General features: G+C 67.7%; 28 protein-coding genes. 20 read left to right on the top strand and 8 right to left on the bottom strand.

Annotation, left to right across the window (positions count from 1 at the left end):
* Positions 1-240 (top strand): cytochrome c biogenesis protein CcsA (gene ccsA / locus HW466_RS27525; RefSeq protein ID WP_176316118.1); only part of this gene is annotated, 240 nt, incomplete at its 5' end.
* 132 nt (positions 241-372) lie between these two features.
* Entirely contained in the window at positions 373-882 is a 510-nt protein-coding gene (locus HW466_RS27530) for a hypothetical protein (protein WP_060348635.1), read from the top strand.
* Positions 883-1,005: 123 nt separating this feature from the next.
* Here the strand turns inward: HW466_RS27530 and HW466_RS27535 are convergent, their stop codons facing one another.
* Complete coding sequence (locus HW466_RS27535; RefSeq protein WP_174905854.1) at positions 1,006-1,638, bottom strand: lytic transglycosylase domain-containing protein; 633 nt, start codon at positions 1,636-1,638, stop codon at positions 1,006-1,008.
* Positions 1,639-2,170: 532 nt separating this feature from the next.
* Here HW466_RS27535 and HW466_RS27540 point away from each other — a divergent pair.
* The gene (locus HW466_RS27540; protein ID WP_151003627.1) at positions 2,171-2,950 is read left to right on the top strand and encodes a response regulator; all 780 of its coding nucleotides are present in this window, start codon (positions 2,171-2,173) and stop codon (positions 2,948-2,950) included.
* 12 nt (positions 2,951-2,962) lie between these two features.
* On the opposite strand, the gene HW466_RS27545 is transcribed toward HW466_RS27540, so the two are convergent.
* Entirely contained in the window at positions 2,963-4,081 is a 1,119-nt protein-coding gene (locus HW466_RS27545; protein WP_151003625.1) for a sensor histidine kinase, read from the bottom strand.
* Between the two features lie 702 nt (positions 4,082-4,783).
* On the opposite strand from HW466_RS27545, the gene HW466_RS32010 reads away from it, so the two are divergent.
* The 13 genes from HW466_RS32010 to HW466_RS27610 all read left to right on the top strand — a co-directional run bounded on the left by HW466_RS32010 (position 4,784) and on the right by HW466_RS27610 (position 16,046).
* Positions 4,784-5,341: an SCO family protein gene (locus HW466_RS32010; protein ID WP_151006902.1), complete on the top strand. Its 558-nt coding sequence runs from the start codon at positions 4,784-4,786 to the stop codon at positions 5,339-5,341.
* 30 nt (positions 5,342-5,371) lie between these two features.
* Positions 5,372-6,046: a response regulator gene (locus HW466_RS27555; RefSeq protein ID WP_151006900.1), complete on the top strand. Its 675-nt coding sequence runs from the start codon at positions 5,372-5,374 to the stop codon at positions 6,044-6,046.
* Between the two features lie 217 nt (positions 6,047-6,263).
* On the top strand, positions 6,264-6,680 hold the full coding sequence (gene gspG / locus HW466_RS27560; RefSeq protein ID WP_059545947.1) for a type II secretion system major pseudopilin GspG: 417 nt from the start codon (positions 6,264-6,266) through the stop codon (positions 6,678-6,680).
* Between the two features lie 48 nt (positions 6,681-6,728).
* Positions 6,729-7,931: a type II secretion system F family protein gene (locus tag HW466_RS27565; protein ID WP_060121497.1), complete on the top strand. Its 1,203-nt coding sequence runs from the start codon at positions 6,729-6,731 to the stop codon at positions 7,929-7,931.
* A gap of 18 nt (positions 7,932-7,949) precedes the next feature.
* Positions 7,950-9,674 carry a GspE/PulE family protein gene (locus HW466_RS27570; RefSeq protein WP_151006832.1) on the top strand — a complete coding sequence of 575 codons (1,725 nt, stop codon included), beginning with the start codon at positions 7,950-7,952 and terminating at the stop codon, positions 9,672-9,674.
* Positions 9,655-10,521 carry a hypothetical protein gene (locus HW466_RS27575; RefSeq protein ID WP_174905843.1) on the top strand — a complete coding sequence of 289 codons (867 nt, stop codon included), beginning with the start codon at positions 9,655-9,657 and terminating at the stop codon, positions 10,519-10,521. Before HW466_RS27570 ends, HW466_RS27575 begins: the two co-directional genes overlap by 20 nt.
* Complete coding sequence (locus HW466_RS27580; RefSeq protein WP_151007327.1) at positions 10,518-11,048, top strand: hypothetical protein; 531 nt, start codon at positions 10,518-10,520, stop codon at positions 11,046-11,048. The genes HW466_RS27575 and HW466_RS27580 overlap by 4 nt, the downstream gene beginning before the upstream one ends.
* Positions 11,045-11,611, top strand: coding sequence for a hypothetical protein (locus HW466_RS27585; protein WP_174905842.1), 567 nt, complete (start codon positions 11,045-11,047; stop codon positions 11,609-11,611). The genes HW466_RS27580 and HW466_RS27585 overlap by 4 nt, the downstream gene beginning before the upstream one ends.
* The gene (locus HW466_RS27590) at positions 11,608-12,171 is read left to right on the top strand and encodes a hypothetical protein (RefSeq protein ID WP_174905841.1); all 564 of its coding nucleotides are present in this window, start codon (positions 11,608-11,610) and stop codon (positions 12,169-12,171) included. Before HW466_RS27585 ends, HW466_RS27590 begins: the two co-directional genes overlap by 4 nt.
* Positions 12,172-14,487, top strand: a complete 2,316-nt coding sequence (locus HW466_RS27595) for a type IV pilus secretin PilQ (RefSeq protein ID WP_176316119.1) — start codon at positions 12,172-12,174, stop codon at positions 14,485-14,487.
* A 3-nt stretch (positions 14,488-14,490) separates the two neighbouring features.
* On the top strand, positions 14,491-15,024 hold the full coding sequence (locus HW466_RS27600) for a type II secretion system protein (protein WP_151007235.1): 534 nt from the start codon (positions 14,491-14,493) through the stop codon (positions 15,022-15,024).
* A 9-nt stretch (positions 15,025-15,033) separates the two neighbouring features.
* Complete coding sequence (locus HW466_RS27605) at positions 15,034-15,438, top strand: type II secretion system protein (RefSeq protein WP_059789978.1); 405 nt, start codon at positions 15,034-15,036, stop codon at positions 15,436-15,438.
* The gene (locus tag HW466_RS27610; RefSeq protein WP_174905967.1) at positions 15,435-16,046 is read left to right on the top strand and encodes a type II secretion system protein; all 612 of its coding nucleotides are present in this window, start codon (positions 15,435-15,437) and stop codon (positions 16,044-16,046) included. Before HW466_RS27605 ends, HW466_RS27610 begins: the two co-directional genes overlap by 4 nt.
* Before the next feature lie 126 nt (positions 16,047-16,172).
* Here the strand turns inward: HW466_RS27610 and HW466_RS27615 are convergent, their stop codons facing one another.
* The 3 genes from HW466_RS27615 to HW466_RS27625 form a co-directional block, all read right to left on the bottom strand.
* Positions 16,173-18,131, bottom strand: a complete 1,959-nt coding sequence (locus tag HW466_RS27615; RefSeq protein ID WP_174905966.1) for a PhoX family protein — start codon at positions 18,129-18,131, stop codon at positions 16,173-16,175.
* Positions 18,132-18,344: 213 nt separating this feature from the next.
* Complete coding sequence (locus HW466_RS27620; protein WP_151006822.1) at positions 18,345-19,538, bottom strand: ammonium transporter; 1,194 nt, start codon at positions 19,536-19,538, stop codon at positions 18,345-18,347.
* Positions 19,539-19,780: 242 nt separating this feature from the next.
* The gene (locus HW466_RS27625) at positions 19,781-20,116 is read right to left on the bottom strand and encodes a hypothetical protein (protein ID WP_059797905.1); all 336 of its coding nucleotides are present in this window, start codon (positions 20,114-20,116) and stop codon (positions 19,781-19,783) included.
* Between the two features lie 193 nt (positions 20,117-20,309).
* Between HW466_RS27625 and HW466_RS27630 the strand changes: the two genes are divergently transcribed.
* The 4 genes from HW466_RS27630 (at position 20,310) to HW466_RS27645 (ending at position 22,827) form a co-directional block, all read left to right on the top strand.
* On the top strand, positions 20,310-20,738 hold the full coding sequence (locus HW466_RS27630) for a BCAL1086 family glycoprotein (RefSeq protein ID WP_059449433.1): 429 nt from the start codon (positions 20,310-20,312) through the stop codon (positions 20,736-20,738).
* 97 nt (positions 20,739-20,835) lie between these two features.
* The gene (locus HW466_RS27635; RefSeq protein ID WP_059769860.1) at positions 20,836-21,291 is read left to right on the top strand and encodes an Rrf2 family transcriptional regulator; all 456 of its coding nucleotides are present in this window, start codon (positions 20,836-20,838) and stop codon (positions 21,289-21,291) included.
* A gap of 137 nt (positions 21,292-21,428) precedes the next feature.
* A complete protein-coding gene (locus HW466_RS27640; RefSeq protein ID WP_059769858.1) occupies positions 21,429-22,070 on the top strand; it encodes an NAD(P)-dependent oxidoreductase in 642 nt (213 codons plus the stop codon).
* A gap of 286 nt (positions 22,071-22,356) precedes the next feature.
* A complete protein-coding gene (locus tag HW466_RS27645) occupies positions 22,357-22,827 on the top strand; it encodes an Lrp/AsnC family transcriptional regulator (RefSeq protein ID WP_006754321.1) in 471 nt (156 codons plus the stop codon).
* Between the two features lie 80 nt (positions 22,828-22,907).
* Here HW466_RS27645 and HW466_RS27650 read toward each other — a convergent pair whose 3' ends face one another.
* The 3 genes from HW466_RS27650 to HW466_RS27660 are packed head-to-tail and all read right to left on the bottom strand — an operon-like array spanning position 22,908 to position 26,395.
* A complete protein-coding gene (locus tag HW466_RS27650) occupies positions 22,908-23,681 on the bottom strand; it encodes an ABC transporter ATP-binding protein (RefSeq protein WP_151007205.1) in 774 nt (257 codons plus the stop codon).
* Between the two features lie 4 nt (positions 23,682-23,685).
* Positions 23,686-25,362 carry an ABC transporter permease gene (locus HW466_RS27655; protein WP_174905965.1) on the bottom strand — a complete coding sequence of 559 codons (1,677 nt, stop codon included), beginning with the start codon at positions 25,360-25,362 and terminating at the stop codon, positions 23,686-23,688.
* Positions 25,352-26,395 carry a Fe(3+) ABC transporter substrate-binding protein gene (locus HW466_RS27660; RefSeq protein WP_151006397.1) on the bottom strand — a complete coding sequence of 348 codons (1,044 nt, stop codon included), beginning with the start codon at positions 26,393-26,395 and terminating at the stop codon, positions 25,352-25,354. Before HW466_RS27660 ends, HW466_RS27655 begins: the two co-directional genes overlap by 11 nt.
* Positions 26,396-26,418: the final 23 nt, after the last annotated feature.

Below are 26,418 nucleotides of genomic sequence, written 5' to 3' on the forward strand. Positions count from 1 at the left end.
ATCCTCGGCGCACTGTGGGCGGCCGAAGCCTGGGGCGGCTACTGGAGCTGGGATCCGAAGGAAACCTGGGCGCTGATCGTGTGGCTCAACTACGCGGCCTGGCTGCACATGCGCCTGATGAAGGGGCTGCGCGGCGCGGTCGCCGCGTGGTGGGCGCTCACGGGCCTGCTCGTGACGACGTTCGCGTTCCTCGGCGTCAACATGTTCCTGTCGGGGCTGCACAGCTACGGGCAGCTCTAAAACCGCGCGGTCTCCTACCGTGTTCCACCCATGCACTTCGGCGGGCATTACCACTACAAGCCGGATACGCACCGAACGAGAATGTCTGAAGCGGGTATCGCCGCATTGCGCGGTGACGTAGGAGGAACTGCCATGAGAAGGGTCTATTTTCTGCTGCCGACGGCGCAATGCGCGCAGTCGATCGTCGGCGAACTGTTGTCGATGCGAATCGAGTGGCGACATATCCATTGCCTCGCCAATCATGACGTGATGCGCGACGGGCTGCCGGCGGCCACGCTCGCGCAGCGCAGCGACATGCTGCCGTCGCTCGCGCGCGGCACGGCGGTCGGCTTCGGGACGGGCATGTTGCTCGGGCTGCTCGTGCTGCTGTTCCCGCCCGACGGCTTGCCGATCGGCGGCGGCATCGTGGTGGCGATCACGCTGTTCGGCGCGGCCTTCGGCGCGTGGGTCGCGACGATGATCGGCGTGGACGTGCCGAGCACGCGCCTGAAGCGTTTCGAGGACGGCATCGAGCACGGCGAATTACTGATGATGATCGACGTTCCGACCGACCGCGTTCACGAGATCGAAGACGCGATCAGGCTTCGCCATTCGGATGCGCACCTGCAGGGCGAGGATCCGGCCATCCCGGCATTTCCCTGATCGTTTCGTCGACGCGTCGGCCGGCGTGATGCCGGCCGCCGTGCGCGGCTGCACGTCATCGCCCGACAGTGTCGGCGGCGAATCGCACGCGCGTCGCCGACGGCGTCACGCGGCGCATGGGCGTCAATTCGCGGCGAGGAGCCGCTTGTAGCGCGCAAGTACGCGCGGCACGTAGTCACGCGTCTGCGGCGACGACGGGATGCGATAACCGGCCCGAATCACGGCGTTCTCGCCGGCATTGTAGGCAGCGAGCGTGAGCTCGACGTTTTCCTTGAACAGGTTGAGCAGAAAGCGAAGATACCGCGCGCCGGTCAGCACGTTGTCGCGCGGGTCGAACATGTCGCCGCCCGAGAAGCGGCGTGCCGTGTCCGGCATCAACTGCATGAGTCCGAGTGCGCCTTTGTCGGAGACCGCCTTCGGGTTGTAGCCCGATTCGACGTCGATCACCGCGCGAAGGAGCTCGGGCGGAACATTGAATGCGCGGCTTGCCTCGGCGATCACGTCGGCGAACGACGCCGCGACCGCCGATTTCGACGCGGCATGCTTCGCGGTCGACCGGGCCGATGCGGCCGGATCGGCGGCCGCAACGATCACTTTCAGATTGGCCGTGCCGGGTTCGTTGGTCAGGACGATTACGCCATTGCTGGCCACCGTGCCGTAGATCTGCGCATGGGCCGCGCACGACCATGCCGAGCCGATTCCCACGCATGCGGCAACGAGCGCTGTTCCCAGTCCGGATGAAGGGCGGCGGTGCATCTGTCTGGCCTCCTGCACCTGCATTGTCGTGGCCGGTGCATCGGCTCGACAATGGGGCGACCTCCTACACTTCGATGCGTGAAGAGATACCCGGATGCCGCGCTGCAAAACTGTTACACAAGTAATCGTCGGTAGTGCTCGGTAACCGGGCGAAGTTGACGATCCTTACGCGGAAAAGTTGTTTTCTGCTCAATGCGGCCGTCGTTGCGGAATGAATCGTTCCGCGCGGGGCGGAAGCGTTCGGATAGTCCCGCCATCCGTAGTCCTACCAATGCGCCACGCGACGTCGAATCGATTCATGCCTGCAACATTCCAGCCGCTTTCACACGTTTTCTCAGGCGCTTGTCCGGCGCGTGCGCTCGCGCGTCGCGCGGTGGCGCGATCCTTGCTCGCAGCACGGGCGTGGCCCGTCGCTCGCGAGACGGGGCCGCCAGACCGGACAGCGCACAACAGCGAAAAAATCGTCCGGCACCGTGCAAACGAGGCGTCGAGAACCGGCGTGGTGCAAGCGCGGGAAAACTTGGGGGAAGTCGTGAACACACAATATCGCGTAATGATCGCAGAGGATCACGATCTGCTGAGAAACGGGCTACGGTCGATGCTTTCCGCTCAAGGCGATTACGAAGTCGTCGGCGAAGCGCGGGACGGCAAGGAAGCATGTCACCTGGCGATGACGCTCGCGCCGGACCTGGTCCTGATGGATCTGTCGATGCGCGGGATGAACGGTATCGATGCGAGTGCAACGATCAAGCGGCGCACACCGACGATCCGGATCGTCGTACTCACCGTGCATCAGAACGAAGAATACGTGCGCGAGGCGCTGCGCGCAGGTGTCGACGGCTACGTGCTCAAGGACGTTTCGTTCGACGAATTGCTGCTTGCGATGCGCATGGTCATGCAGGGAAAGCGGCACCTGAGCGCGGACGTGTATGGCTACATGGTCGACTCGTTCGTGACCGGCCGCGAGACGCCCGCGCCCAAGAAGGCGTGGGACGTCCTGACCGCGCGCGAACGCAGCGTACTGAAGCTGATCGCGGAAGGGCGCACGAACCGACAGGTCGGTCTGTACCTGAGCCTGAGCCCGAAGACGATCGAGAAGTACCGGGCGAGCATGATGCACAAGCTCCATCTCGCGAATCTGACGGAACTGGTGCTTGTCGCGATGAACATGGGTCTCTTGACCACGCTCGCGGCGAAATGCGCGGAGCCGAACGTCGAGGACGTGCAGGCCAGCACGGCCGGCGACGGCATGCACGCGCCCGACGCCGTCGCTCCGCTGGACGGCTATCCCGCCGGCGGTGCGAAGCGCTGAGCGCAGCCGGTGTCAGAGCGGCCAGGTCGCCGAGACGCGCGTGCCGGCCGTGGCGGACGACAGGATCGCGAACGTGCCGCCGTGCGACTCGACGCGGTGCTGCATGCCGATCAGGCCGAGTCCCGCCGCGCGCGCGTCGTCCGTCGCAAGCGGATGGCGCTCGTAACCGACGCCGTTGTCGTCGATCGTCAGCAGCAACCCGCCCGCATCGCGCCGCAGGCCGAGCACGATTTCGGTGGCCTGCGCATGTTTGACGACGTTGTGCAGTGCCTCCTGCGCGACGCGGAACATGTCCGCCTTCAGGTGCTCGGGAATGTCGTCGTCGTCGACGTCGCAGTCGAATGCGACCGACAGCGGGCCCGCGTCGCGCTCGATGCGGCGGCACAGCGACGCGAGCGAGGCCGGCAGGCCGAGCCGGTCGAGCATCGGCGGGTTCAGTTCGCCGCAAATCTGGCGCACTTCGGCGATCGTCTCGCGGATCCGCAGCACGCCGACGTCGAGCAGATTCGTCGCGTCGGCGATCTCGCCACGACGAAGCCGCATCAGCGCGTCCTCATTCATCAGCTTGATGAGCGTCAGCGCCTGGCCGAGCCCGTCGTGCAATTCCGCGGCGAGCCGATGGCGTTCCTTCTGCTGGCCCATCAGCAGATACGTGTGGTACGCGTGCACGCCCGCATCGTTCGCCGCGGCGCCGCGTCGAACGGGCTCCGGCGCCGGCGGTTCCTCGAACAGCGTCAGCGACAGCGAAGTACCGGGCACTGCCTGCTGATGTATGACGAATTGCGCGGGATGACCGGTGCGCCCGCTGAGCATCGCCGTGAATGAACGCGGCTGAAGCGCGGCGTGTGCGGACAGTTCGTGTGCCAGCGCGCCGCGCGCGTCGTCGGACGCCATGTCGAGCAGCTGCCGGCCCGCGAGCTCGGCGCTCGTATAGCCGAACAGCGCAGCGGCGCTGCGATTGACCGATACGAAGGTGCCGTCATCGTCGAGAATGGCGAGCGCCGCGCCACGCGCATCGGTGACGACGGCCGCGCGCGGATCGTCGTGACGAAGCGCACTGCGCAGCCTGCGCATCGCATCGATCAGATCGAGCAGCCTGATCCGTGGTCCTTCGGGCTGGCGTTCAGTCATGGTGGCTCCCGAGGCGGCTCCCGACGCGCAGTTTTCAGGAAACCGTAAGGTTGCGGTCATTCTAGGACGTGACCGACGCGGGCCGCAACATGGGGATTTCGCGGGTTCTTCATAGGGAAATACCTGCCGCCCGCATCGGGAGATCGTGCAGGGCGGGCATGTCCTACCGGCCTTTGGGGGGCGTCATCCCATGACCTTCGCGAGCAAATTCATGACACTGCATTCGTGAGGCACGGAATCGTCTGTTGCCTGAATCGTGTCATGGAGGCTCGTATGAACAGGATCGCCAGATCGACGATGGGCGCATTCGTGGTCGCGGGTGTCGCGCTTGTCGCGGCGCCGGCCTGGTGTGCGTCCGATGGCGGCACGATGGACGATGCGGGCGGCGCGGCCGCCGAAAGCGCGGCGGCGAACGCGAGCGCCACGGAGAACACGGCGCCGGATGCCATCGAGAGTCTGATGGGAAAGGACATGCACAACGGTGCCGACCATCCTGCCGAAAACGTGACGCAGAGCGTCGATGACAGCGCCGCCGGCAGCGCGCCGGCGCAGGCGGCCGAGCATGAAATGGATCATGCGATGGAGCCGGCGACCGCCGCTGCCGAGGAGCCCGCTGCCGCACCCGCGATGGCGCCCGCGACCGACGCGCCCGCCCAGCCCGCACCGACAGCGCCTGCCGATAACGCGACCGGCAAGGCCGGCATGCCCGAGACCGAGAGTGCGACGGAACCCGCCGGCATGCACATGCATCACGCGGTGATGCCGGGCACCGTGCACACGATGGTCCAGTATGCGGCGCCGGCGGTGCAGCTCGTGCGCGACGACGGCCGGACCGTTTCGCTGGTCAAGGAGCTCGACGACGGCAGGCCCGTGATTCTGACGTTCGTCTACACCAGCTGCACGACCATCTGCCCGATGATCAGCCAGACGCTCGAGCAGTTGCAGGGCGAACTCGGCGCCGACCGCGACAAGGTCCACATCATGTCGATCTCGATCGATCCGGAGGCGGACACGCCCGAGCGGCTCAGGAGCTACGCGGCACGCTTCGGCGCCGGCCCCGAATGGCAGCACTACACCGGGACCGTCGATGCGAGCGTGGCCGCGCAGCGCGCGTTCAACGTGTATCGCGGCGACAAGATGAACCACACGCCGGTGACGTTCGTGCGTGCCGCGCCGGGTCAGCCGTGGCTGCGGATCGACGGTTTCGCGACGCCCACCGAGCTGCTCGCCGCCTATCGCGACGTCGTCGCGTCGAACTAGGGGCCATGTCTTCGCGAGGGAGCGTCGAAATTGGACAACAAGCATCGCGTGCTGGTCGTCGAGGACCAGCATCTGTTGCGCGTCGGCCTGAGTCATCTGGTTTCCGAGCTGGCCGACTATTGCATCGTCGGCGCGGCGAGCGGCGGGGTCGAGGCCTGTCATCTCGCCGAGAAGACCCGGCCCGACCTGATCCTGATGGATCTGTCGATGCCGGGCGGCAGCGGCTTCGAAGCGATCGCGACGATCAAGCGCAACGTGCCGCATGCGCGGATCATCGTCCTCACGGTTCATCACAGCGAAAACGACGTGGGCGATGCCTTCGCCGCCGGTGCGGACGGCTACGTGGTCAAGGACTCGCCGTTCGCCGATCTGGTGCGCGAGATGCGCTTCGTGATGCAGGGCAAGTGCGTCGTCAGCCTCGACGCGTATCGCGCCCGTGCCGGCCTGCACGGGTCGCGCGACCCGAACGCGCACAACGCGCGCTTGTGGAGCGCGCTGACCAATCGCGAGCGCACGGTGTTGCGTCTGGTCGTGGAGGGGCACACGAGCCGGCAGGTCGGCGAGTGCCTGAAAGTCAGTCCGAAGACCGTGGACAAGCACCGTGCCAATCTCATGCGCAAGCTCGGTATTGCCAATCTGACGGGCCTGGTTCACTTCGCGATCGACATCGGCGTGCTCGCGCTGAACGACGACGACCGTGTGTAATTTCCCCCAATCCGCGCATGGTTCAACTGGGGGGGATTTACCCATTGGGATGGACGGCACTCCCTACTTCTGGCGCGTTCCCGCGTGAACAAGAATGCAGTCAACGGCCTCGGCAACGCCGACGCCGCGGGTCGATACAGGGAGGTAAGCCGTGAGCCATGAATCGTCCTCGATACCGGCCGGCGGGCCGGGCCGGCGGCAGCGCGACGGACGAAGCGTGTGCCGCGCGTTCGCGAGCCGCGGCTTCACGTTGCTCGAACTGCTCGTCGTGATGGTCATCATCGGTTTGCTGGCGGGGCTCGTCGCGCCACGGTACTTCGAACAGGTCGGCAAGTCGAACGTGAAGATCGCGCGCGCGCAGATCGTGTCGCTGGGCCAGGCGCTGGATCAATACCGGCTCGACGTCGGTTCGTATCCGACCACCGAGGAAGGCCTCGATGCGCTCGTGAACAAGCCGCAAAACGCATCGCGGTGGAGCGGCCCGTATCTGCAGAAGTCCGTTCCGGTGGATCCGTGGGATCGCCCTTATCAGTATCGCTCGCCGGGCGAGCACGGCGACTACGACCTGTTTTCGCTCGGCAAGGACGGACGCGGCGGCGGTACCGGCGAGAACGTGACGATTTCTTCATGGTAGAGGCGCGGGTGCTGTTCACGACGTGAGCGGACCGCAAGGAGAGTCGACGTGAAATTCGTGCTGCGGGTATTCGATACGGGCGGCTCGGTGCAGACGCTGCGGATCGACAGCGATTCGCCGGCGAACGCCGCGTCGCTCGCTCGCGCGCGCGGCCTGCGCGTCGTGTCGGTCAGCGCGGACGCCGCGCGGCAGCGGCGCGGCGCGAACCGGTTCGGCATGCCCCGTGCGCGCTTCGACGTCGACATGTTCGCGCGCGAGCTGGCCGCGCTGCTGGATGCGGGCGTCGGCCTCGTCGACGCATTGCGCACGCTCGGCGGCAGCTCACGGCGCGAAGCGTCCGCACAGGTGTATCGCGATCTGCTGCGGCATCTCGAGGAAGGGCAGTCGCTGTCGATGGCGCTCGAACACGCGAGCCCGATCTTTCCGCCGGTGCTGGTGGCGTGCGTGAAGGCCAGCGAGCAGACCGGCGGCCTGGCCGACAGCCTCACGCGTTATTCGGTCAACAGCGCGACGCTGCGCGAGCTGCGCGCACGGGTCGTGTCGGCGGCGATCTATCCGACGGTGCTGCTGTTCGTCGGCGCGGCCGTCGTGCTGTTCCTGCTCGGTTTCGTGGTGCCGCGCTTCGCGACGCTGCTCGAACACAGCGGACGCGAACTGCCGCTGATGTCGCGACTGCTGATGGCGTGGGGCAGCATGGTGCACGCGCACGGCGCCGGGCTCGCGTGCGGCCTCGCTGCACTCGCGGTAGCCGTGGGCGTCGCGCTGCGGCGGCCGGCGCTGCGCAACTGGCTTGCCGACCGTCTGCTGGCGCTGCCCGGCATCGGGCAACACTTCCGCGTGTTTCGTCAATCGCAGTTCTATCGCACGACCGCGATGCTGGTCGACGGCGGCATTCCCGCCATTCGCGCGTTCGACCTCGCGCGCGGTCTCGTCGGCCGCGCGGACCAGGCTGCGCTTGCCGCCGCGCTGCAGCAGATCCGCAACGGCGCGAAGGTGTCCGAAGCGTTTCAACAGGCCGGCCTCGCGGACGCGATCGGCTATCGCCTGCTGACGGTGGCCGAAAAGACCGGCGGGCTCGGGCCCGTCCTCGACCGGATCGCCGCGTTCCAGGAAGCGCAGGTGTCACGCACGATCGACCTGATTTCGCGACTGATCGAACCCGCGATGATGATCGTGATCGGCGTGGTGATCGGCGGCATCGTCGTGCTGATGTACATGCCGATCTTCGAGATCGCGTCGAGCATTCAGTAGACCGTCCTGGAGACGCGCGTGGACACCGTCACTTCTCCCCTCGAACCCGATCCCGGTCCCGACGCGGATGCCGGACTGCGCGACCTGCTTCGCACACTCGGCGAGCGCCACGGGTCCGGCATCCGCGCACTCGAGGCGTTGACGGCGCACACGGCGCTGGGCGCCGACGAAATGCGCGAGCGGCTCGCGACGCAGTTCCGGATGAAGGCGATCGGCATACGCGAGCTGAACCGGCTGGAGCCGGATTTCGAGCTCGTGCCGTTCGTCGAGGCGATGGCGCGTCTTTGCGTGTGCCTGCGCGATCCCGACGGCGGCGCGTTGGTGTTCGCGATCGCCGATCCGCTCGATGCCCGCACGCGCGGCTGGGTCGAACACCGGATGCGTGCGCATCCGGCGCTGCCGTACCGATGGGCGCTGGCGAGCGCCGGCGACCTGAGCGCGTATCTTGCGGTGCGCGAGAAGGACATCCGCGCGATGGATTCGCTCGCGTTCGACGATCCGGTCCAGTGCGCGCCCGATCCGGCGTCGCTCGCGTTGACGCTGCAGGGCATCAGCAGCGACGACAGCCCGGTGGTGCGCCTGCTCAATTCGACGATCTACGATGCGCTCAAGATGCTGGCGAGCGACATCCATCTCGAATGCAGGGCGACCGGCCTGATGATCAAGTGCCGCGTCGACGGCGTGTTGACGGTGGTGGGACGGGTGGACGGCCGCGACGTCGCCGACCAGGTGCTGTCGCGCGTGAAGGTGATCTCGGAGCTCGATATCGCCGAGCGCCGCATACCGCAGGACGGGCGCTTCAAGGCGATGTACGCGGGACGCGAAATCGATTTTCGCGTGTCGATCATGCCGAATCAGTTCGGCGAGGACGCGGTGTTGCGCATTCTCGACCGCTATCAGCTGTCCCAGGCGTCGGGCGGGCTGACGCTCGAGGCACTGGGGTTCCAGCCGGCCGACACGCGCTTCATGCGGTCGGTCGCGTCGATGCCGTACGGGATGCTGCTCGTCACGGGCCCGACCGGCAGCGGCAAGACCACGACACTTTACGCAATCCTCACCGAAATCAACAACGGTCTCGAGAAGATCGTGACGATCGAGGATCCGGTCGAGTACCAGCTCGGCGAGATCCTGCAGATTCCGGTCAACGAGGCGAAGGGCCTGACGTTCGCGCGCGGCCTGCGCTCGATCCTGCGGCACGACCCGGACAAGATCATGGTCGGCGAAATCCGCGATCCCGAAACGGCACAGATCGCCGTGCAGGCCGCACTGACCGGCCATCAGGTGTTCACCACCGTGCATGCGAACAACGTGTTCGACGTGATCGGCCGGTTCACGAACATGGAGGTCGATCCGTACAGCTTCGTATCGGCGCTGAACGGGGTCATCGCGCAGCGGCTGTTGCGCCAGTGCTGCCCGGACTGTCTCGACGACGACCCGGTGGATGCGGATGCGCTCGCCCGCTCGGGCATCGATCCGGATACGGCAGGCAGCTATCTGTTTCGCCGCGGCACCGGGTGTGCGATGTGCCGCGGCAGCGGCTATCGCGGCCGACAGGCGATCGCGGAGGCGCTACGCATGAACGACGAACTGCGGCAGCTGCTGTCCGAGCGCGCGCCGCTCGGGCAGATCAAGGCCGCGGCGCTGCGCTACGGGATGACGACGTTGCGGGCGTCGGCGATCGACCTGGTGAGGCGCGGTGAAACGACGCTCGAGGAGATCAATCGTGTCACCATGGTCGAATGAACGTGTTGCCGTCGGCGTCGGCACGCGCGAGATCGTCGCCGGCATCCGGTCGCGCGCGCCGTGGCGGCCGGGCCGCCGCGCGTTCGTCGCCGATCCGCTGAGCATCGTCATTCCCGACGAGCAGTTCGGCAGCGAGACGGCGATGCTCGATGCGCTGCAGGCCGCGCTCGCTGCGACGCGCGGCGCCGCTGGCGGCGTGAAGCGGGCACCGGCGCACGGCGCGCACGTCGTGCTCGACGATTTCTGGTGCTGTCATGCGATCCTGCGCGGAGACTTCCGCGCGCTGCACGCACGCGAGCTCGAGGAAATAGCGCTTGCGCATTTCGCCGACACGTGCGGCGTCGCCCCCGAGTCGCTGGTCGCGCGCGTCGACGTGCGGCAGGGCGGCCGCGCGCTCTTCGCCAGCGCGTTGCCGCGCACGCTGTACGACGGCATTCTGGGCACGGGCGCATCCGGCGACGTGCGGATCCGCTGCCTGCGCGCGGCACTCCCCGAGACGCTCAACCGGTTCGCGGTGAAGCCGGACGGCGACGCGATGCTGCTCGTCGTCGGCGAAGCGCTGTTGCAGGCCGTCATGATCGAGCGCGGCGAGTGGGCCGCGTACGACACGCAGCGCCTCTTTCCGGGCGAGGCCGGCGACGCGTCGCGGCTTGCCGAGCTCGCCGAGCAACTGTTCGAGCGCTCGGCGATGCGCACGGGACTGAAGTGCGACGCGTGCACGGTCTATCTGTCGGGCGCCGAGCTGGACGCCGGGCCGTTCGATGCGCGCTTCGCCGCGGCCGTCCTGCCGGGCCGCACGGCGCTCGACGGCTCGCCCGCGCGCCGGTTGCTGGAGTACGCGTCATGATCCGCACGCTCGACATCGATTTTTGCCGGCGCCGTGCGCGCATCGGCACGAGCGGGGCGATCCTGCTCGGCGTCGCCGCGTTGCTGTGGGGCATGTGCGCCGTCCGGCTCTGGCACGCGTATGCGGAAAACGAGCGCGTCAGGGAGAGCCTGGCGGTCGTCCAGCATCGCGTGTTCGCGCAGCAGCACGTCGCGAAGCCGCCGCCGAGCGCGGCCGCGCGGCTCGCGGAAAAGCAGAGCCAGGCCGTGCTGCGCGAACTGACCGTGCCGTGGCAGACGCTCTTCTCGATCGTCGAGGACTACCCCGGCCACGACGTCGCGCTGATCGGCATCGACCAGAACCCGGCGCAGGGCCAGATTCGCATCACGGCCGAAGCGAAGGATCCGGACGCGATGATCGCGTACCTGAAGTACTTGCAGACGAGCGTCGTGTTGCGCGAGGCGACGCTCAACGGTCATCTGGTCGAGGAGAACGTGGCGGGCAAGCCGGTGCGTTTCCAGATCACGGCCGTCTGGAGAAAATCATGAAAGCCGATCGTTTCGCGGACCGCCTGCTCACGCTTCGCTTCGAGTGGCGGCGCGCATTCGGTGTGCCGGGGCTCGCCGGGGTCCTGATGCTTGGCGCCGCGGGTATCACGTATGCGGCGATCGCGGGCGTCGAGTCCGATACGCGCGCGATGCTCGCGCCGTCCGGCGTCGTGCGCGCCGCGCGCGGGCATCATCCCGCCGAGGTGCGCGGCACGGCGGCGGATGCGGTGGCGCTCGACGCGCTGCCCGCGCTTTTTCCGCCCGCCTCGCAAAGCGCGGACGACATCGCATCGATCTTCGAACGGGCCCGCGACAGCCATCTGGCACTCGGGTCCGCCGAGTATCAGATGACGACCGAGTCGGGCGCACGCTTCTCGCGCTATCAGGTGCTGCTGCCGGTGAAGGACGAGTACGGCGCGATCCGGCATTTTCTCGCGTCGGTGCTGAATCACGTACCGAACGCGGCGCTGCAGGAAATCCACGTCGAGCGCCCGGCAGTGGGCAGCAGCATTCTCGATGCACGGGTGCGTTTCGAACTCGTTTATCGGAGCGCCCAGCCATGATCTGCGCCGTCATGAAGCCCGCTTCACGTACGCGGCTTGCGTTCGTGCTCGGTTGCCTGGTCTTCGCCGGTACCGGATATCGCGTGCTGGTGGCGGCGATGCAGCAGCCGGCACCGGCTGCCGCACCGGGCATCGTTCATCGTGCCGGTGCGCGGCCGGCGTCCGCGCCCGCGTCGGTGCCAGTGGCGCACGATGCGCCGCCGACACCGCGGGAGCGGCTCGCCGCATTGCGTGCGCCCGTGTCGGTCGACGCGGCGCACGATCCGTTCACCGCGTCGTCGTGGCTGCCGCCGCCGCCCGTCGTGCCGCCGCCGCCCGAGACGCGGCCGGCGCCGCCGACCGCGCCGCCGGTGCCGTTCGTCTATCTCGGCCAGCAGGATCCCAAGGCGGCGAAGCCGCAGGTGTTTCTCGGCAACGGCGATCAGTTGCTGATCGTGTCGCCGGGCGATGTGATCGATGGTCAGTATCGCGTCGATTTGGTGACCGAGTCGAATGTGATGCTCACCTATCTGCCGTTGAACCAGCCCCAGATGGTGCCCATTCCAGTAGAAGGAAAGTAAATGGAAACGCTACGTACACGGAATGCGCGCCGCACCGGGGAGGGCGGCCGGTCGACACGCCGTTGGTCCGCCGCCCCGGTCGACGCGCGACAGGCATTGCCGCACCGGTGCGCGACGAAACGCGCGCTGGCGATTGCCGCGGCGTTGCTTGCCTGCGGCGGCTGTGCACATGTGCCGAATCTTCACGACGACCCCACCAACGCGCAGGTGAAGATCGACGCCATCCACGAGCGCAACGACGCGGTCGACCAGCTGCTCGACAACGCCGACACGTTTCGCCAGCAGAACGAATTCGACGACGCGGCGCGCTCGGTCTACATGGCGAAGCAGCTCGATCCGGCCAGCGAGCGCGCGCGGCGCATCGGCGCGATGATCGACCAGGACCGCAAGCATCTTGCGATTCTGCAAGAAACCGATCGCATGATGAAGCGAGGCTCGTATGCGCAGGCGGCCGAACGCGTGCATCGCGTGCTGGTCGAGGACCCGGCCAATGCGATGGCGACGCGGATGCAGGCCGAACTCGACGAAAAGCGACGCCAGCAGCACGCGGAGCGCGACGACAAGCTCGCGTCGTCGTCGATCATGCGCACCCCGGTGTCGCTGCAGTTCCGCGACGCGAACGTGCGGATGGTATTCGAGGCGTTGTCGCGGACGTCCGGGCTGAACGTCATTTTCGATCGCGACGTGCGCGCCGACCTGAAAACGACGATCTTCGTGCAGAACGCATCGCTGCAGGACACGGTCGACATGATCCTGTTGCAGAACCAGCTCGACAAGAAGCAGATGAACGCGAATACGCTGTTCATCTACCCGGCGACGCCTGCCAAGGAGCTCGAATACCAGGAGCTCAAGGTGCGCACGTTCCAGTTGTCGAACGTCGACGCGAAGCAGATCCAGTCGCTGCTGAAGAGCCTGTTGAAGGTGAAGGAGGCCGTGATCGACGAGCGCGCGAACACGGTGACGATCCGCGGCACGCCGGACATGATCAAGGTCGCCGAGGAGATGATTTCCGCGCAGGACTTGCCCGAACCGGAGGTGATGCTCGAGGTCGAGGTGCTGGAGGTCTCGCATGACCGGATGTCGCAGCTCGGCATCAACTGGCCGAACTCGTTTACGGTGTCGACACCGAGCTCCGCCGATACGTGGGGCGTGCTGCACCATCTGCCCGTCAATGCGCTGAACGTCAGCGGGCTGTCGGCCACCGCGGACTTCAAGCTCACCGATACCGACGCGAACCTGCTTGCGAGCCCGCGCATCCGCGCGCGCAACAAGGAGAAGGCGCGCATCATGATCGGCGACAAGGTGCCGGTGATTTCGAGTTCGAGCACGCCGAGCACCAGCGGCCCGTCGTTTACGCAGATGATCCAGTACCTCGACGTGGGCATCAAGCTCGAGGTCGAGCCGCAGGTCTATCGCGACGGCGACGTCGGCATCAAGCTGAATCTCGAAGTCAGCAACATCACGAACACGATCTCGAGCGGCAACTCGCAGGGGCTGAGCTCGCTCGCCTATCAGATCGGCACGCGCAGTGCGTCGACCAGCCTGCGGCTTCGCGACGGCGAAACGCAGATCATGGGCGGCCTGATTTCGGACGAGGACCGCCGCAACGCGAACAAGGTGCCGGGTCTCGGGCAGTTGCCGGTGCTCGGCCGGCTGTTTTCGGATCACGGCGGCGATCACAAGAAGACCGAGATCGTGCTGCAGATCACGCCGCATATCGTCCGGCCGCAAGTGGCGGCCGATGCGGACACGCAGGAAGTGTGGTCGGGCACCGACGTCAACGTGCACGCCGACCAGTTGCGGCTCGATCCCGTGACGCTGAGCGCGGAGGCGGCACCCACGGCACCTGAGGCGAAGCCCGTTCCGGGCAGCGTCGGCGGCGGCACCTCGGGTGGCGCGGCGCCGTCGCCGCTGGAGGCCGCGGCGAACCGTGCGCAGCCGTCGCCGGCGAGCGGCGCGTTCGGGCAGCTGCCGGCCGCCCCGCGCACGACGCCGCCGCCCGACCCGTACGGCGGGCGGTTCTCGCGGCCTCAGCCGGCGTTGTCCGCGCCGGCCGCCGGGGCAGGCGCGGCGGGCGGGGCAGCGGCGGCGGAGCAGCCGGCCGGCGGCGCGACCGCGCCGGGCGCACCGGCGGGCAATGAAGTCGCACCCGCGCCGGGCACCACGGTGACGCCGGTTGCGTCGCCTGCGCCGGCCGAGCAGGCTGCCGCGACGGCCAACGCACCGGCAGCCGCGCCGGCGGCCCCGCCCGCGACGCTGCAGATGCCCGAGGGCGACATTCCGAGCGAAAACCCGCTTCGCCCGGTCGGGAAGTGAGCTGTGGCCGCGCGCAACGCAGCGCCTCGGTCCGGCCGCATCGGCCTGCGCGGTTTCACGTTGATCGAGATGGTCGTCACGCTCGCGCTCGTGGCGATCCTCGCGCTCGCGATCATGCCGTTCTCCGAACTGCTCGTGCAGCGGCAGAAGGAGCAGGAGTTGAGCGCCGCGTTGCGCGAAATCCGCACGGCGCTCGATGCTTACAAGGAGGCGAGCGATGAGGGAAAGATCGAGAAGGAGGCCGAATCGTCCGGCTATCCGCCGTCGCTGACCGTGCTCGTGACGGGCGTGAAAGACGCCCGCGATCCGAAGGGCGGCCTGGTGATGTTCCTGCGCCGGGTGCCGCGCGATCCGTTCTTCACCGGAGACCCCGATACGCCGGACGCAGACACCTGGGACGTGCGTGCATACGGCACGCCGCCCGATCAGGCGGCCGACGGGCCGCCCGGCGGCATCGATCCGGGCAAGGACGTGTTCGACGTCACGTCGAAATCGGCGCGTATCGGCATCAACGGCATTCCGTACAAACAGTGGTGACGGTTCATCATGAAATCCGCTCGCATCCGCAGCACCCGCGGCTTTACGCTGATCGAAATCGTGGTCGTGATGGCCATCGTCGGCCTGCTTCTGACGTTGGCCGTGCCACGCTACATGCACAGCATCGAGCATGGCAAGGAGCAGGTGAGGCGGCAGAACCTCGCGGTGATGCGCAATGCGATCGACCAGTATTACGGCGACAACGGGCAGTATCCCGAGACGCTCGACGAACTGGTCGCGAAGCACTATTTGCGCGCGGTGCCGGTCGATCCCGTGAACGGCGACGACAAATGGGCGACGCTTGCATCGCCGGACGAGACCAAGCCGGGCGTGTACGACGTCGCGCCGGCGAGCAGCGCGCAAGGCGTGCCGCCGGGCATCGTGGCGACGGATGCGCCCGGAGCGCCGAAATGAGCGCGGCCGGGCGCCGCGTCGTGCGCGCGCCGCATGCCCGGCGCCGCGGCGGGCGGCAGCGCGGGCTCGTGCTGCTTGCGCTGCTGATCGCGCTGATGCTGATGTCGATCGCGCTGTCCGGCGCGCTGGATGTCTGGTCGCTGCAGCGCCGCCGCGAGCAGGAGCGGCAACTGCTGTTCGTCGGCGACCAGTACCGGAAGGCCATCGTCAGCTATTACCGGCTCACGCGCGCGTATCCGCAAACGGTCGACGATCTGCTGGAAGACACCCGTTTCGCGAAGCCCATGCATCACCTGCGCCGCGCGTATCCGGATCCGGTCAGCGGCAAGAACGACTGGTCGTTCCTGTGGCGGGCCGACCGTTTCTACGGCGTGTACAGCAGCTCGGACGGCGCGACGGTCAAGCGCGCCGGATTTCCGGATCGATACCGGGATTTCGAAGGCGCCGAGACTTATCGGCAATGGAAGTTCGTGTATCTCGCACCGGGGCTGTCCGCGCCGGTCGCCGACGTACCGGCGGCTGCCCCGGCGATGCCGGCCAGTGCGGCGAGCCTGTCCGGCTTTCCGGGTGGCGCGCTGCCCGGCCAGCGCCCGGTCGGCGTGCATTGACGCGGCGGCCGCACGAAAAAAAGCGCGATGCCCGCAATGGGCATCGCGCGTAAAACGGCGTGGAGCGCCGACGAATGAAACGTGAAGAAGAAAGCGGTGCCCGGCCGACGACGCCGGGCCGGGGGCTCAGCCCTTCGCGAGCTTGATGCTGGTCGGCTCGGCCGTCAGGTAGCCGACGCTCGCGCCGAAGCGGTCCTTGTAGTTCGCGCGCACGAGCGGATCGAGCGTCGGCTTGACCTTGTCGTGCAGCGGCGACTCCCAGTCGCCCGCGTGCTGGAAGTTGCTCATGATGTAGGTCCAGCCGTTGATCTCGTCGACCGCGTGCAGGCCCGTCGACTCGGCGCCGGCCGGGCACGACAGCACGCGCACGAGCGTTTTCGTGTCGATGTTGTACGCCCACAGGAAGTTGTTCACGTGCATGCCCGAGTCTTCGCCGATGAAGAGCGTGCGCAGCTTCTCGGAGAACTTCAGGTTGTCCGGGTTCGCGATCTTGTCCGGGTTCGCGAGGTTGCCGAGCGAATCGGCCGCGGCGAGGTCCTCGCCGACGAGCGCGGCCGGCGCGCTCATGTCGACCGGCACCCATTCGCTGTCGATCGCACCGCCCGACGTGTCGCGCTGGCCGGCCTTCAGGTTCAGCGCATAGACGGCGCCCGCGGCGATCTTCTTGTCCACCGCGACGTCGCGCGACACCGCGTTGCCCTTGACCATCGACGTCTCGATCCGCGACATCGCCGTGTAGACGATCTTGTCCTTTGCGTTGACGGTCGTGCCTTCGAGCTTCGTGAACGCCATGCTGCCGCCGATCAGCGCCGCATAGCGGTGCGTCTCCAGGAACGCGGCCGCCTTTTCCATCCCGGGCTTCACGCGGATCCAGTTGAACTTGCCGCCGAAGTGGATCTTCGTGTAGCTCGCGTCGTTCGGGTCGGTCGTCGTCAGGTCCATGATGTCCGACGCCTTCAGCGTGTTCGCGAGCGTCTCGATCTCGCTGCTCGTCGCGTGGCCGATCCGGATCCACGTGAGCGTCGCGCTGCCTGCGCCGACCGACGACGTCTGCGTCCACTTCGCGACGTACAGCGTGCCGGCCGACAGGTCGGCCGCCTTGTCCGCGACGAACATGAACAGGCCGCCGTTGGTCGCATCGTCGCCCATCATCACCGTGCGCTGGTCCGGCATTACCTGGATCAGCTCGTGCGAGATGCGGCCGAGGCAGTAATGCTTCTTCACCGAGCCGGTGCCGTCCGGGTTCACCGTGATCTCGGGCAGATGGCCGTAGTGATAGGGATTCGCCTTCGTCTCGTCGCCGAACGTGTTCTTGCTGAATGCCTTGAACTGCGCGTCGGTCGCGGCCTTCGTCGCGTCCGGCTCGTATTCCTCGCTCGACAGGTGCGTGCCCCACGGCGACAGGCTCGCGCCGCACGTGATCCACAGGCCGTGCGCCTTCGACGTATCGACGTTGTGATACTTGACGACCTTCAGCGCGCCGCTCGCCGGATCCTGGTCGAGCGTGATCACCGCGATCGGCGACGGCAGCTGGCCGTACTGCGACGCGCTCGCCTGGTCGCGCGTCGTGTACTCGAACTGCACGACCGCGAACACCGTGTTGCCCTTCACGCCGGCCACGTTCGCGTTCTTCAGCGTCAGCAGCGAGCTGCCGTCCGGGCAGTCCGAATAGAACTGGCGCTCCTTGCCCGCCACCGAGCGATCGATGATCGGCTGGTTGTTGATGTCGTAGTAGCCGCCCGCGAGCGTCGTGCCGCCGTTGCCGTCCGGCACCATGTCGCCCGTCACGAAGAACGGGCGGTACGCGAGCTTGAAGTTGCGCGACGAGCCGTCCGAGAACGACACCGACAGCGTCGAGCCGACCGTCGTCGTGGCCATCGCGGCCGCGTTGTCGAGCGTGGGCGCGGCCATGGCCGAGAACGCCGCCGACGTGTACGCGGCGGCGGCCGGCGTCGCCGCCGGATTGTCGTCGCCGCCGCAGCCCGTCAGCAGGGCCGGCAGCGCGAGGCCGGAGAGGGGCAGCATGGGCGCGCCGGCGAGGATCTTCAGGGCCTGACGACGGGAAGCATTGGGCAACGCGGGCATGTGGAGTCCAGTTTCGAATGTTGGAAGAATGGCCTGTCGCGACGCAGGGGATCAGCAAGCATGGCGAAGGCGAGATGAAAACTGGACCGAAGTTTAGGGACGCTAGATGAAAGTTTTTTGAATTGAAAACGTAATGATGCGCCGGGCGTCCGGCAGGCGGGCTGCCGGACGCCGGCCGGACGCGCGTTCGCGCTCAGTGGCGCTTGGTCACACTCAGTCGCGTTCGGGCGTCGCCGAGATGCGGTGGATCGACAGGTCGGCACCGTCGAATTCGGCTTCGCGCTCGAGGCGCAGGCCGACGGTCGCCTTCAGCACGCCGTACACGAGCGTGCCGCCGGCGGTGGCGATCGCGATGCCGCCGAGCGTGCCGATGAGCTGCGACACGAACGACACGCCGCCGAGGCCGCCGATGGCCGGTTGCCCGAACACGCCGGCCGCGATGCCGCCGAGCGCGCCGCACATCCCGTGTAGCGGCCACACGCCGAGCACGTCGTCGATGCGCCACTTGTTCTGCACGCACGTGAACATCGCGACGAACAACGCGCCGGCGGCCGCCCCGGTGACGAGCGCACCGATCGGGTGCATCACGTCCGAGCCCGCGCAGACCGCGACGAGCCCCGCGAGCGGGCCGTTGTACGTGAAGCCCGGGTCATTGCGGCCGGCCATCCACGCGGCGAGCGTGCCGCCGACCATCGCCATCAGCGAGTTCACGGCGACGAGGCCGCTGATCTTGTCGAGCGTCTGCGCACTCATCACGTTGAAGCCGAACCAGCCGACCGCGAGCACCCACGCGCCGAGTGCGAGGAACGGGATGTTCGACGGCGGGTGCGCGGCGATCCGGCCGTCCTTCGCATAGCGGCCGTGGCGTGCGCCGAGCAGCAGCACGGCCGGCAGCGCGACCCAGCCGCCGAACGCGTGCACGACGACCGAGCCCGCGAAATCGTGGAACGGCGCGCCGAATGCCTGCGTGAGCCAGCCCTGCACGCCGAAGCGCTCGTTCCATGCGATCCCTTCGAAGAACGGATAGATGAAGCCGACGATGATCAGCGTCGCGACGAGCTGCGGATTGAATTTCGCGCGCTCGGCGATCCCGCCGGACACGATCGCGGGAATCGCCGCCGCGAACGTCAGCAGGAAGAAGAAGCGCACGAGTGCATAGCCGCTGTGCTGCGACAGCGTGCCGATGTCGTCGAAGAACTCGACGCCGTACGCGATCGTGTAGCCGATCAAGAAGTACGCGAGCGTCGACACCGAGAAGTCGACCAGGATCTTCACGAGTGCGTTGACCTGGTTCTTCTTGCGAACCGTGCCGAGCTCGAGAAATGCAAAGCCCGCGTGCATCGCGAGCACCATGACGGCGCCGATCAACAGGAACAGTGTGTCGACGCCGGATTTCAGACCATCCATGCCGTGGCTTCCTTGCGCAAAAAACGGGCAAGGAATGCAAATATCGAGCCAAGTTGGTGAACGGATGCGTACAAGTGGTGCGGAAGGCCGCGCGGTGCGCGACGCCGGCGATGCGTGCACGGTAGCGGGGCAGGCGGGACAAGACGTGAAGCCGTCCCGGTTGCACGCACATGGTGCGATACGTGCGCAACTGGTGCGCGTGATGCGCGACGTGGTGCGTCGCGATGCACCGGTCTGGCGCGTCAGCGGTGGGAGAACAGCAAGCGCCAGCGCCGCAGCCGCAGCGCGCACGCGCACCAGTAGATGGCCACGGTGGTGAGCCCGAGCGCGGCAAATGCGAGCGCGGCGAAGCCCGCGTGCGACTGGCCGTCGCCGTCGGGGCCCAGGATGCCTTGCGTGACGATCAGCGCGGCCGTCCAGAAACCGATGACCGCCTGGGCGAGCAGGCGAGCGCACGCCAGACGGCGCGAGCGCCCGGCCGCCCGCAGGCGCGATGCGGCCGGTGAGCGAAGGCTCAGGAACAGTGTGGCGGCGAGCGCGGCGGCCAGCGCGATGAACCAGTCGATGAGGAAAGCCATGAACGAACGGGGAGCGGACGGAGCGGATCGAAGTCCGCCCACTTTAGCGGCGGCAAGCCGGCGATTGAATCAGACAAATCTGAAATTGAAAGGCATTTTTAATCGAGAGTGGTCATTGGCCCGGTTCGACAGGCGGTATCATCGGTGCTGGTTCAACCATGCAGGCCGTGCAGCGCACGGCCGGAGATCGCTGATGAAGATGAAGACCTGGCCGGCACGCCGCGTGCGCGGTTCGGTGCTGGCGGCCGCGGCCGCCGGTGCGGTGCTGTTGCTCGCAGGCTGCGAGAAGTCCGGCACGCCGGCCCCGCAACCCGATACGGCCGCGAGCGCGGCGGCCGATGCCGCGAACAGCGCGGCCAAGGCGCTCGACCAGGTGGCGAGCACCGTCAACCAGCAGATCAATGCCGCGAAGGCCGGCCTCGCGAGCGCGGCCTCGGCCGTGCCGCCGCTGTCCGCGAGCGGTCTCGCATCGGCCGCGCAGGCGCAGATCGATGCGGCCGCGTCCGCCGTCGTCGCACACGCGGCCTCGGAAGCGGGCGCGAAAATGGCGGAGGCCGGCAAGAAGCTCCAGCAGTGGAGCCAGCAGAACGCGCCGGGTGCGAAGCCGGCCAGCGGCGAGTAAGCGCACCGGGCACTTGCGGAATCCGCGAAATGTAATTATAGTGGTTACACATTGTCGCCGGCTGCCGTCCGGGCCGGCGTCACCGAGTGAGTAGGGAATGAATACCAGCAGCCGGTTCGCGTTTGCCGTTCATGTGCTTGCCTTGCTGTCGATGCAGGAAGGTGCGCCGCTGTCGTCCGACATCATCGCGGGTAGCGTGAACACGAATCCGGCGCTGATTCGCCGTCTGCTGTCGATGCTGGCGGCCGCGGGGCTGACCACGTCGCAGCTCGGTGCGGGCGGCGGTGCGCTGCTGGCGCGCGAGCCCCGCGAGATCACCTTGCTCGACGTGTATCGCGCGGTCGACGATGCGCAGCTGTTCGCGCTGCATCGCGAGGCCCCGAATCCCGCGTGTCTCGTCGGGCGGCATATCCAGGGCGTGCTGATCGACTATATCGGCGACGCGCAGCGCGCGATGGAAGCCTCGCTTGCCACGCGCACGCTCGCTGACGTCACGGCCGACGTGCTCGAATCGGAGCAACGCAGCCGGCCGGCGGGCAGCACGGGCGGCTGATCCCGGGCAACGGATGAAGCAGGGCAAGCGGCCGGGTGGCGCGCACGCGCGGCAACCGGCGCGACGGAGCATTGCTCCGTTTTTTTCGGTCTTATATGTAATCGCTGTAGTTACTTTTTATTTCTGGAGAAATCGACATGACGCAACGTACCTTGAACATCGCCCTGTTCGGCGCTACCGGGATGATCGGCTCGCGCATCGCCGCGGAGGCCGTGCGCCGCGGCCATCGCGTGACCGCGCTGTCGCGCCACCCGGGCGCGGCCGGCGACGGCATCACCGCGAAGGCGGCGGACCTGTTCGACGCGGCCAGCATCGCGGCCGCGCTGCCGGGCCATGACGTGGTCGCGAGCGCGTACAGCCAGAAGCAGGACGAACCCGCGAAGATCGTCGCCGCGGCGAAGGCGCTGGTCGAAAGCACGCGGAAGGCGGGCTTGAAGCGGCTCGTGGTGGTGGGCGGCGCCGGTTCGCTCGAAGTCGCGCCGGGCAAGCAGCTGGTCGACACCGAAGGTTTCCCGGACGCGTACAAGGCGGTCGCGCTCGCGCACCGCGATGCGCTCGATTATCTGAAGACGGTCACCGATCTCGACTGGACGTTCTTCGCGCCGGCGGCCCTGATCGCGCCGGGCGAGCGTACGGGCACGTTCCGCACGGGCGCGGGCAAGCTGATCGTGGACGCGGAGGGCAACAGCAGGATCTCGGCGGAAGACTACGCGGTCGCGTTCGTCGATGCGCTCGAGCAACACGGCTTCGTGCGCGAGATCGCGACGGTCGCGTATTGAGCGATCTCACGGCAAGGCGGCGTGCGGGTGCCGCACTTCGCCGTGAGCGGCCAGCCGGCAGCGCAGCTGCCGCGACTTCAGGCGATTCCACCTCGACCGGTGGAATCGCCTGTTTCGTTTGGTATGCCGATGATCGATGGATCGCCGCGCACCGGGCGCGCGCGTGGCGCGGTTTCTTCCCGGCCGATTGGTATTTATCCCGGTCGACGCCGCGCGGCGGTTTCCATATTGTTCCCCGTCATGCAGGATGCATAGAAAAAATTTCTATCTACGAGGGACCTGGCAAATGGATGCCATCGATCGCAAGCTGCTGGAGCTGTTGCAGGCAGATGCCACATTGCCGATTGCCGAGCTCGCGCAGCGCGTGAACCTGTCGCAGACGCCGTGCTGGAAGCGCGTGCAGCGGCTCAAGGAAACCGGCGCGATCCGCGCGCAGGTCGCGCTGTGCGATCCGCGCAAGCTCGGTGTCGGCACGACGGTGTTCGTCGCGATCCGCACGAACCAGCACACGGAGGAATGGGCGCAGCGCTTCACGCAGGCGGTGCGCGACATGCCGGAAGTCGTCGAGGTCTACCGGATGAGCGGCGAGACCGACTATCTGCTGCGGGTCGTGGTGGCCGGCATCGACGATTACGATCGCGTATACAAGCAGCTGATCCGCGCGGTGCCGCTGTTCGACGTAAGCTCGTCGTTCGCGATGGAGCAGATCAAGTATTCGACCGCGCTGCCGGTGCGTGACCTGTCCGAGCCGGCATAGCGCAAGGGACGGCAACGGATCGCGTCGGCGCGCAGCGGTGCCGCGCATGCGCGCCGGTGATACGCGCCGTCGTCGCCCGGTCAGCGGCCGCGCGACAGCGCGCGGGCGCGTTCGTCCGCCAGCGCGTCGCGGCGCACGAACTCCGCGACGAACGGGCTGGCCGGATGGTGGTGCAGCGCGTAGGGCGTGTCCCATTGCGCGAGTCGGCCTTCGTTCATCACGCCGATCCGGTCGGCGATCGCGAACGCTTCCGCCTGGTTGTGCGTGACGAGGATCGCGGTGTGACCCGTGCGCTTCAGGATGTCGCGCAGCTCGAACGCGAGACGCTCGCGTGTATCGACGTCGAGATTCGAGAACGGCTCGTCGAGCAGCAGCAGCTCCGGCGACGGCGCGAGCGCGCGGGCGAGGGCGACGCGCTGCTGCTGGCCGCCCGACAACTCGTGCGGATACGCGCTGCCGGAAGCGGCGAGCCCGACGAGTTCGAGCATGTCCGCGACGCGCGCGCGTCGCTCGGCCTTCGGCAACCGTCGCAGCCCGAACGCGACGTTGTCGGCCGCGCTCAGGTGCGGGAACAGCGCGTAGTCCTGGAACATCATCCCGATGCGCCGCCGCTCGGGCGGCACGTCGAGCGACGGCGCCGCGACGGGCGTGCCGTCCAGCACGATGCGTCCCATGCGCACGGGCTCGAAGCCCGCGATCGCGCGCAGCACGGTGGTCTTGCCGCAGCCCGATGCGCCGAGCAGGCAGCCGATGTCGCCGCGCGGCAGTGCGAGGCTCAGCCCGTCGACCACCGTGCGGCGGCCGTGCGGCGTGTCATAGGCGATGCAGAGGTCGTCGAGTGCGAGCAGGTTCACGATGTCAGGTTCCGATCTTGTGACGGGTGCGCGCGAGCAGGATCACGGGCACGAGCCCGGCCAGCACGATCGCGAGCGCGGCGACCGCGCCTTCCTCATAGGTTCCGCGCGCGGCCTCCGCGTAGAGCCACGTCGCGAGCGTGTCGAAATTCAGCGGGCGCAGCAGCAGCGTTGCGGGCAGCTCCTTCATCGCATCGACGAAGACGAGCAGCGCGCTCGTCGTGAGCGCGGGCCGCAGCAGCGGCAGGTGCACGCGGCGCAGCGTGCCGCCGGCCGTCTCGCCGAGCGAGCGCGCGGCATGCTCGAGCGACGGCGGAATGCGCGCGAGACCGGCTTCGATGCTGCCGGCCGAGATCGCGAGAAAACGCACGGTGTACGCGATCACAAGTGCGGTCGCCGAGCCCATCAGCAGCAGGCCGTCGCGGCCGAACGCCGCGCCGAGCAGCCGGTCGGCCGCCGCGAACGGGACCAGCAGGCCGATCGCGAGCACGGTGCCCGGCACTGCATAGCCGAGGCTCGCGATTCGCGCGCACACGCGAGCCGGGCCGGCACGCGCGCTGTCGCGCCGCGCGCGCGCCGCCCACGCGACGACGAGCCCGCATGCGAGCGTCGCGACGGTTGCGGCGGCGGCGATGGTCAGCGTGTTCGCGAGCCCGGTCATCAATTGAGCGGATACGCCGCCGACGAGATGCAGCCGCTTGCCGGTTTCGACCGCGAGGTACGCGGCCGGCGCGCCGAAGCCGAGCAGCACCGGCAACCAGCCGAGCATGGCGGCGCTCCACGCCGCCTTTCCCGTCAGCTTGCGCGGTGCGATCGGACGCATGCGCCGGCCGTGCGCGTAGCGCTGGCGTCGGCGCCCGTAGCGTTCGAGCACGATCATGCCGACGACGATCGCGAGCATCGCGAGCGCGATCTGCGCGGCGCCGGCGAGATCGGAGCGCGTGATCCAGGTCGTGTAGACCGACACGGTCAGCGTCTGCACACCGAGGAATTCCGATGCGCCGATGTCGTTCAGCGTTTCGAGCAGCGCAAGGCTCACGCCGACCGCGATCGCGGGCCGCGCGAGCGGCACGACGACACGCCAGAACGTCGCGACGCGTCCCGCGCCGAGGGTGCGCGCGGCTTCGAGCAGGCTCGCGGACTGCGTGACGAACATCGCGCGCGTGCTCAGGTACACGTACGGATACAGCACGAAGCCGAGCACGAAGATCGCACCGGGTAGCGAACGCAGGTCGGGCAGCCGGAACTGGCGCGGGCTGTCGAAGCCGAGCAGCCAGCGGATCGCGCCCTGCACCGGGCCGATCGGATGGAGCAGGTCGAGGTATGCGAACGCGACGATATAGGTGGGCACCGCAAGCGGCAGCAGCAGCGCCCAGGTCAGCATCCGGCGGCCGGGAAAATCGTACGCGGTGACGAGCCACGCGCAGCCCGTGCCGAGCACGGTGACGATCGCGCCGACGCCCGCGAGCAACAGCAGCGTGTTGACGAGTGCCTGCGGCAGCACGAATTCGGCGAGATGCTTCCAGTGCGCGAGATCCGCGCCGAACGACGCGGCGACCAGCACGGCTAGCGGCGCCGCGACCACCGCCGCGATCGCGACGGCCGCGCCGAGCCAGAGCGCGCCCGCGCGCGCATGGCGCGGCCGGCCTGGCGCGCGGACGATCGATGCATCAGTTGTCAAAGCCGACCTTGTCGACGAGCTGGCTGGCCGCCTTGCGGTGCTTCGCGATGTCGGTCAGCGGCAGCGAGTCGACCTTCAACGGGCCGAAGCTCGCGATCACCGGGTCGAGCTTCACGTTCGCGCGCACCGGATATTCGTAGTTCGCCTGCGCATACAGCGCCTGCGCTTCGGGCGACACGAGGTATTCGAGCAGCTTCACCGCGTTGGCCTTGTGCGGCGCGTGCTTCGCGACCGTCGCGCCGCTGATGTTCACGTGCGTGCCTCCGCTCGTCGCGTTCGCGAACGTCGGCCGCACGACCTTGATCGCGTCGCCCCACTTGCGCGCATCGGTGCCCGGCTCCGCGTTCTTCATGTGGCCGACGTAGTACGCATTGGCAAGACCGACGTCGCAGATGCCGCCGAGAATGTCGCGCGCGACGTCGCGGTCGCCGCCCGTCGCCTTGCGGGCGAGGTTCGCCTTCACGCCGCGCAGCCACTTTTCGGTCGCGGCTTCGCCGTCGTGCGCGATCATCGCCGCGACGAGAGCCGTGTTGTACGGATGCTGCCCCGAGCGGATGCAGACCTTGCCCTTCCATTTCGGATCGGCGAGATCCTCGTAGCGGAACGCGTCGACCTTCAAGTCTTTCTCCACGTACAGCACGCGATCGCGCAGCGACAGCGCGTACCAGTCGCCCTGCGCGCCGCGCAGGTTCGCGGGAATCGCATCGTCGAGCACCTTCGAGCGCACCGGTTGCGCGAGCCCGCCGTCGACAAGGTCGAGCAGGTTGCCGATGTCGACCGTCATCAGCACATCGGCCGGCGACTGCATGCCTTCCGCCTTCACGCGCTCGAGCAGGCCATCCTTCACGAACACCGTGTTGACCTTGATGCCGCTCTGTTTCGTGAACGCGTCGATCAGCGGCTGGATCAGCTTCGGTTCGCGAGTGGTGTACAGGCTCACTTCCTCGGCCGCGTGGGCCAGCGGCGCGAATGCGGCGGCGGCAAGGGCAAGGGCGCCGGCGAGCGGCAGCAGGCGGGTGCGCGGATTCGACATGGAGACTCCGATGAGGCAGGCGG

Source organism: Burkholderia territorii (assembly GCF_902833055.1).
GTDB lineage: Bacteria > Pseudomonadota > Gammaproteobacteria > Burkholderiales > Burkholderiaceae > Burkholderia > Burkholderia territorii.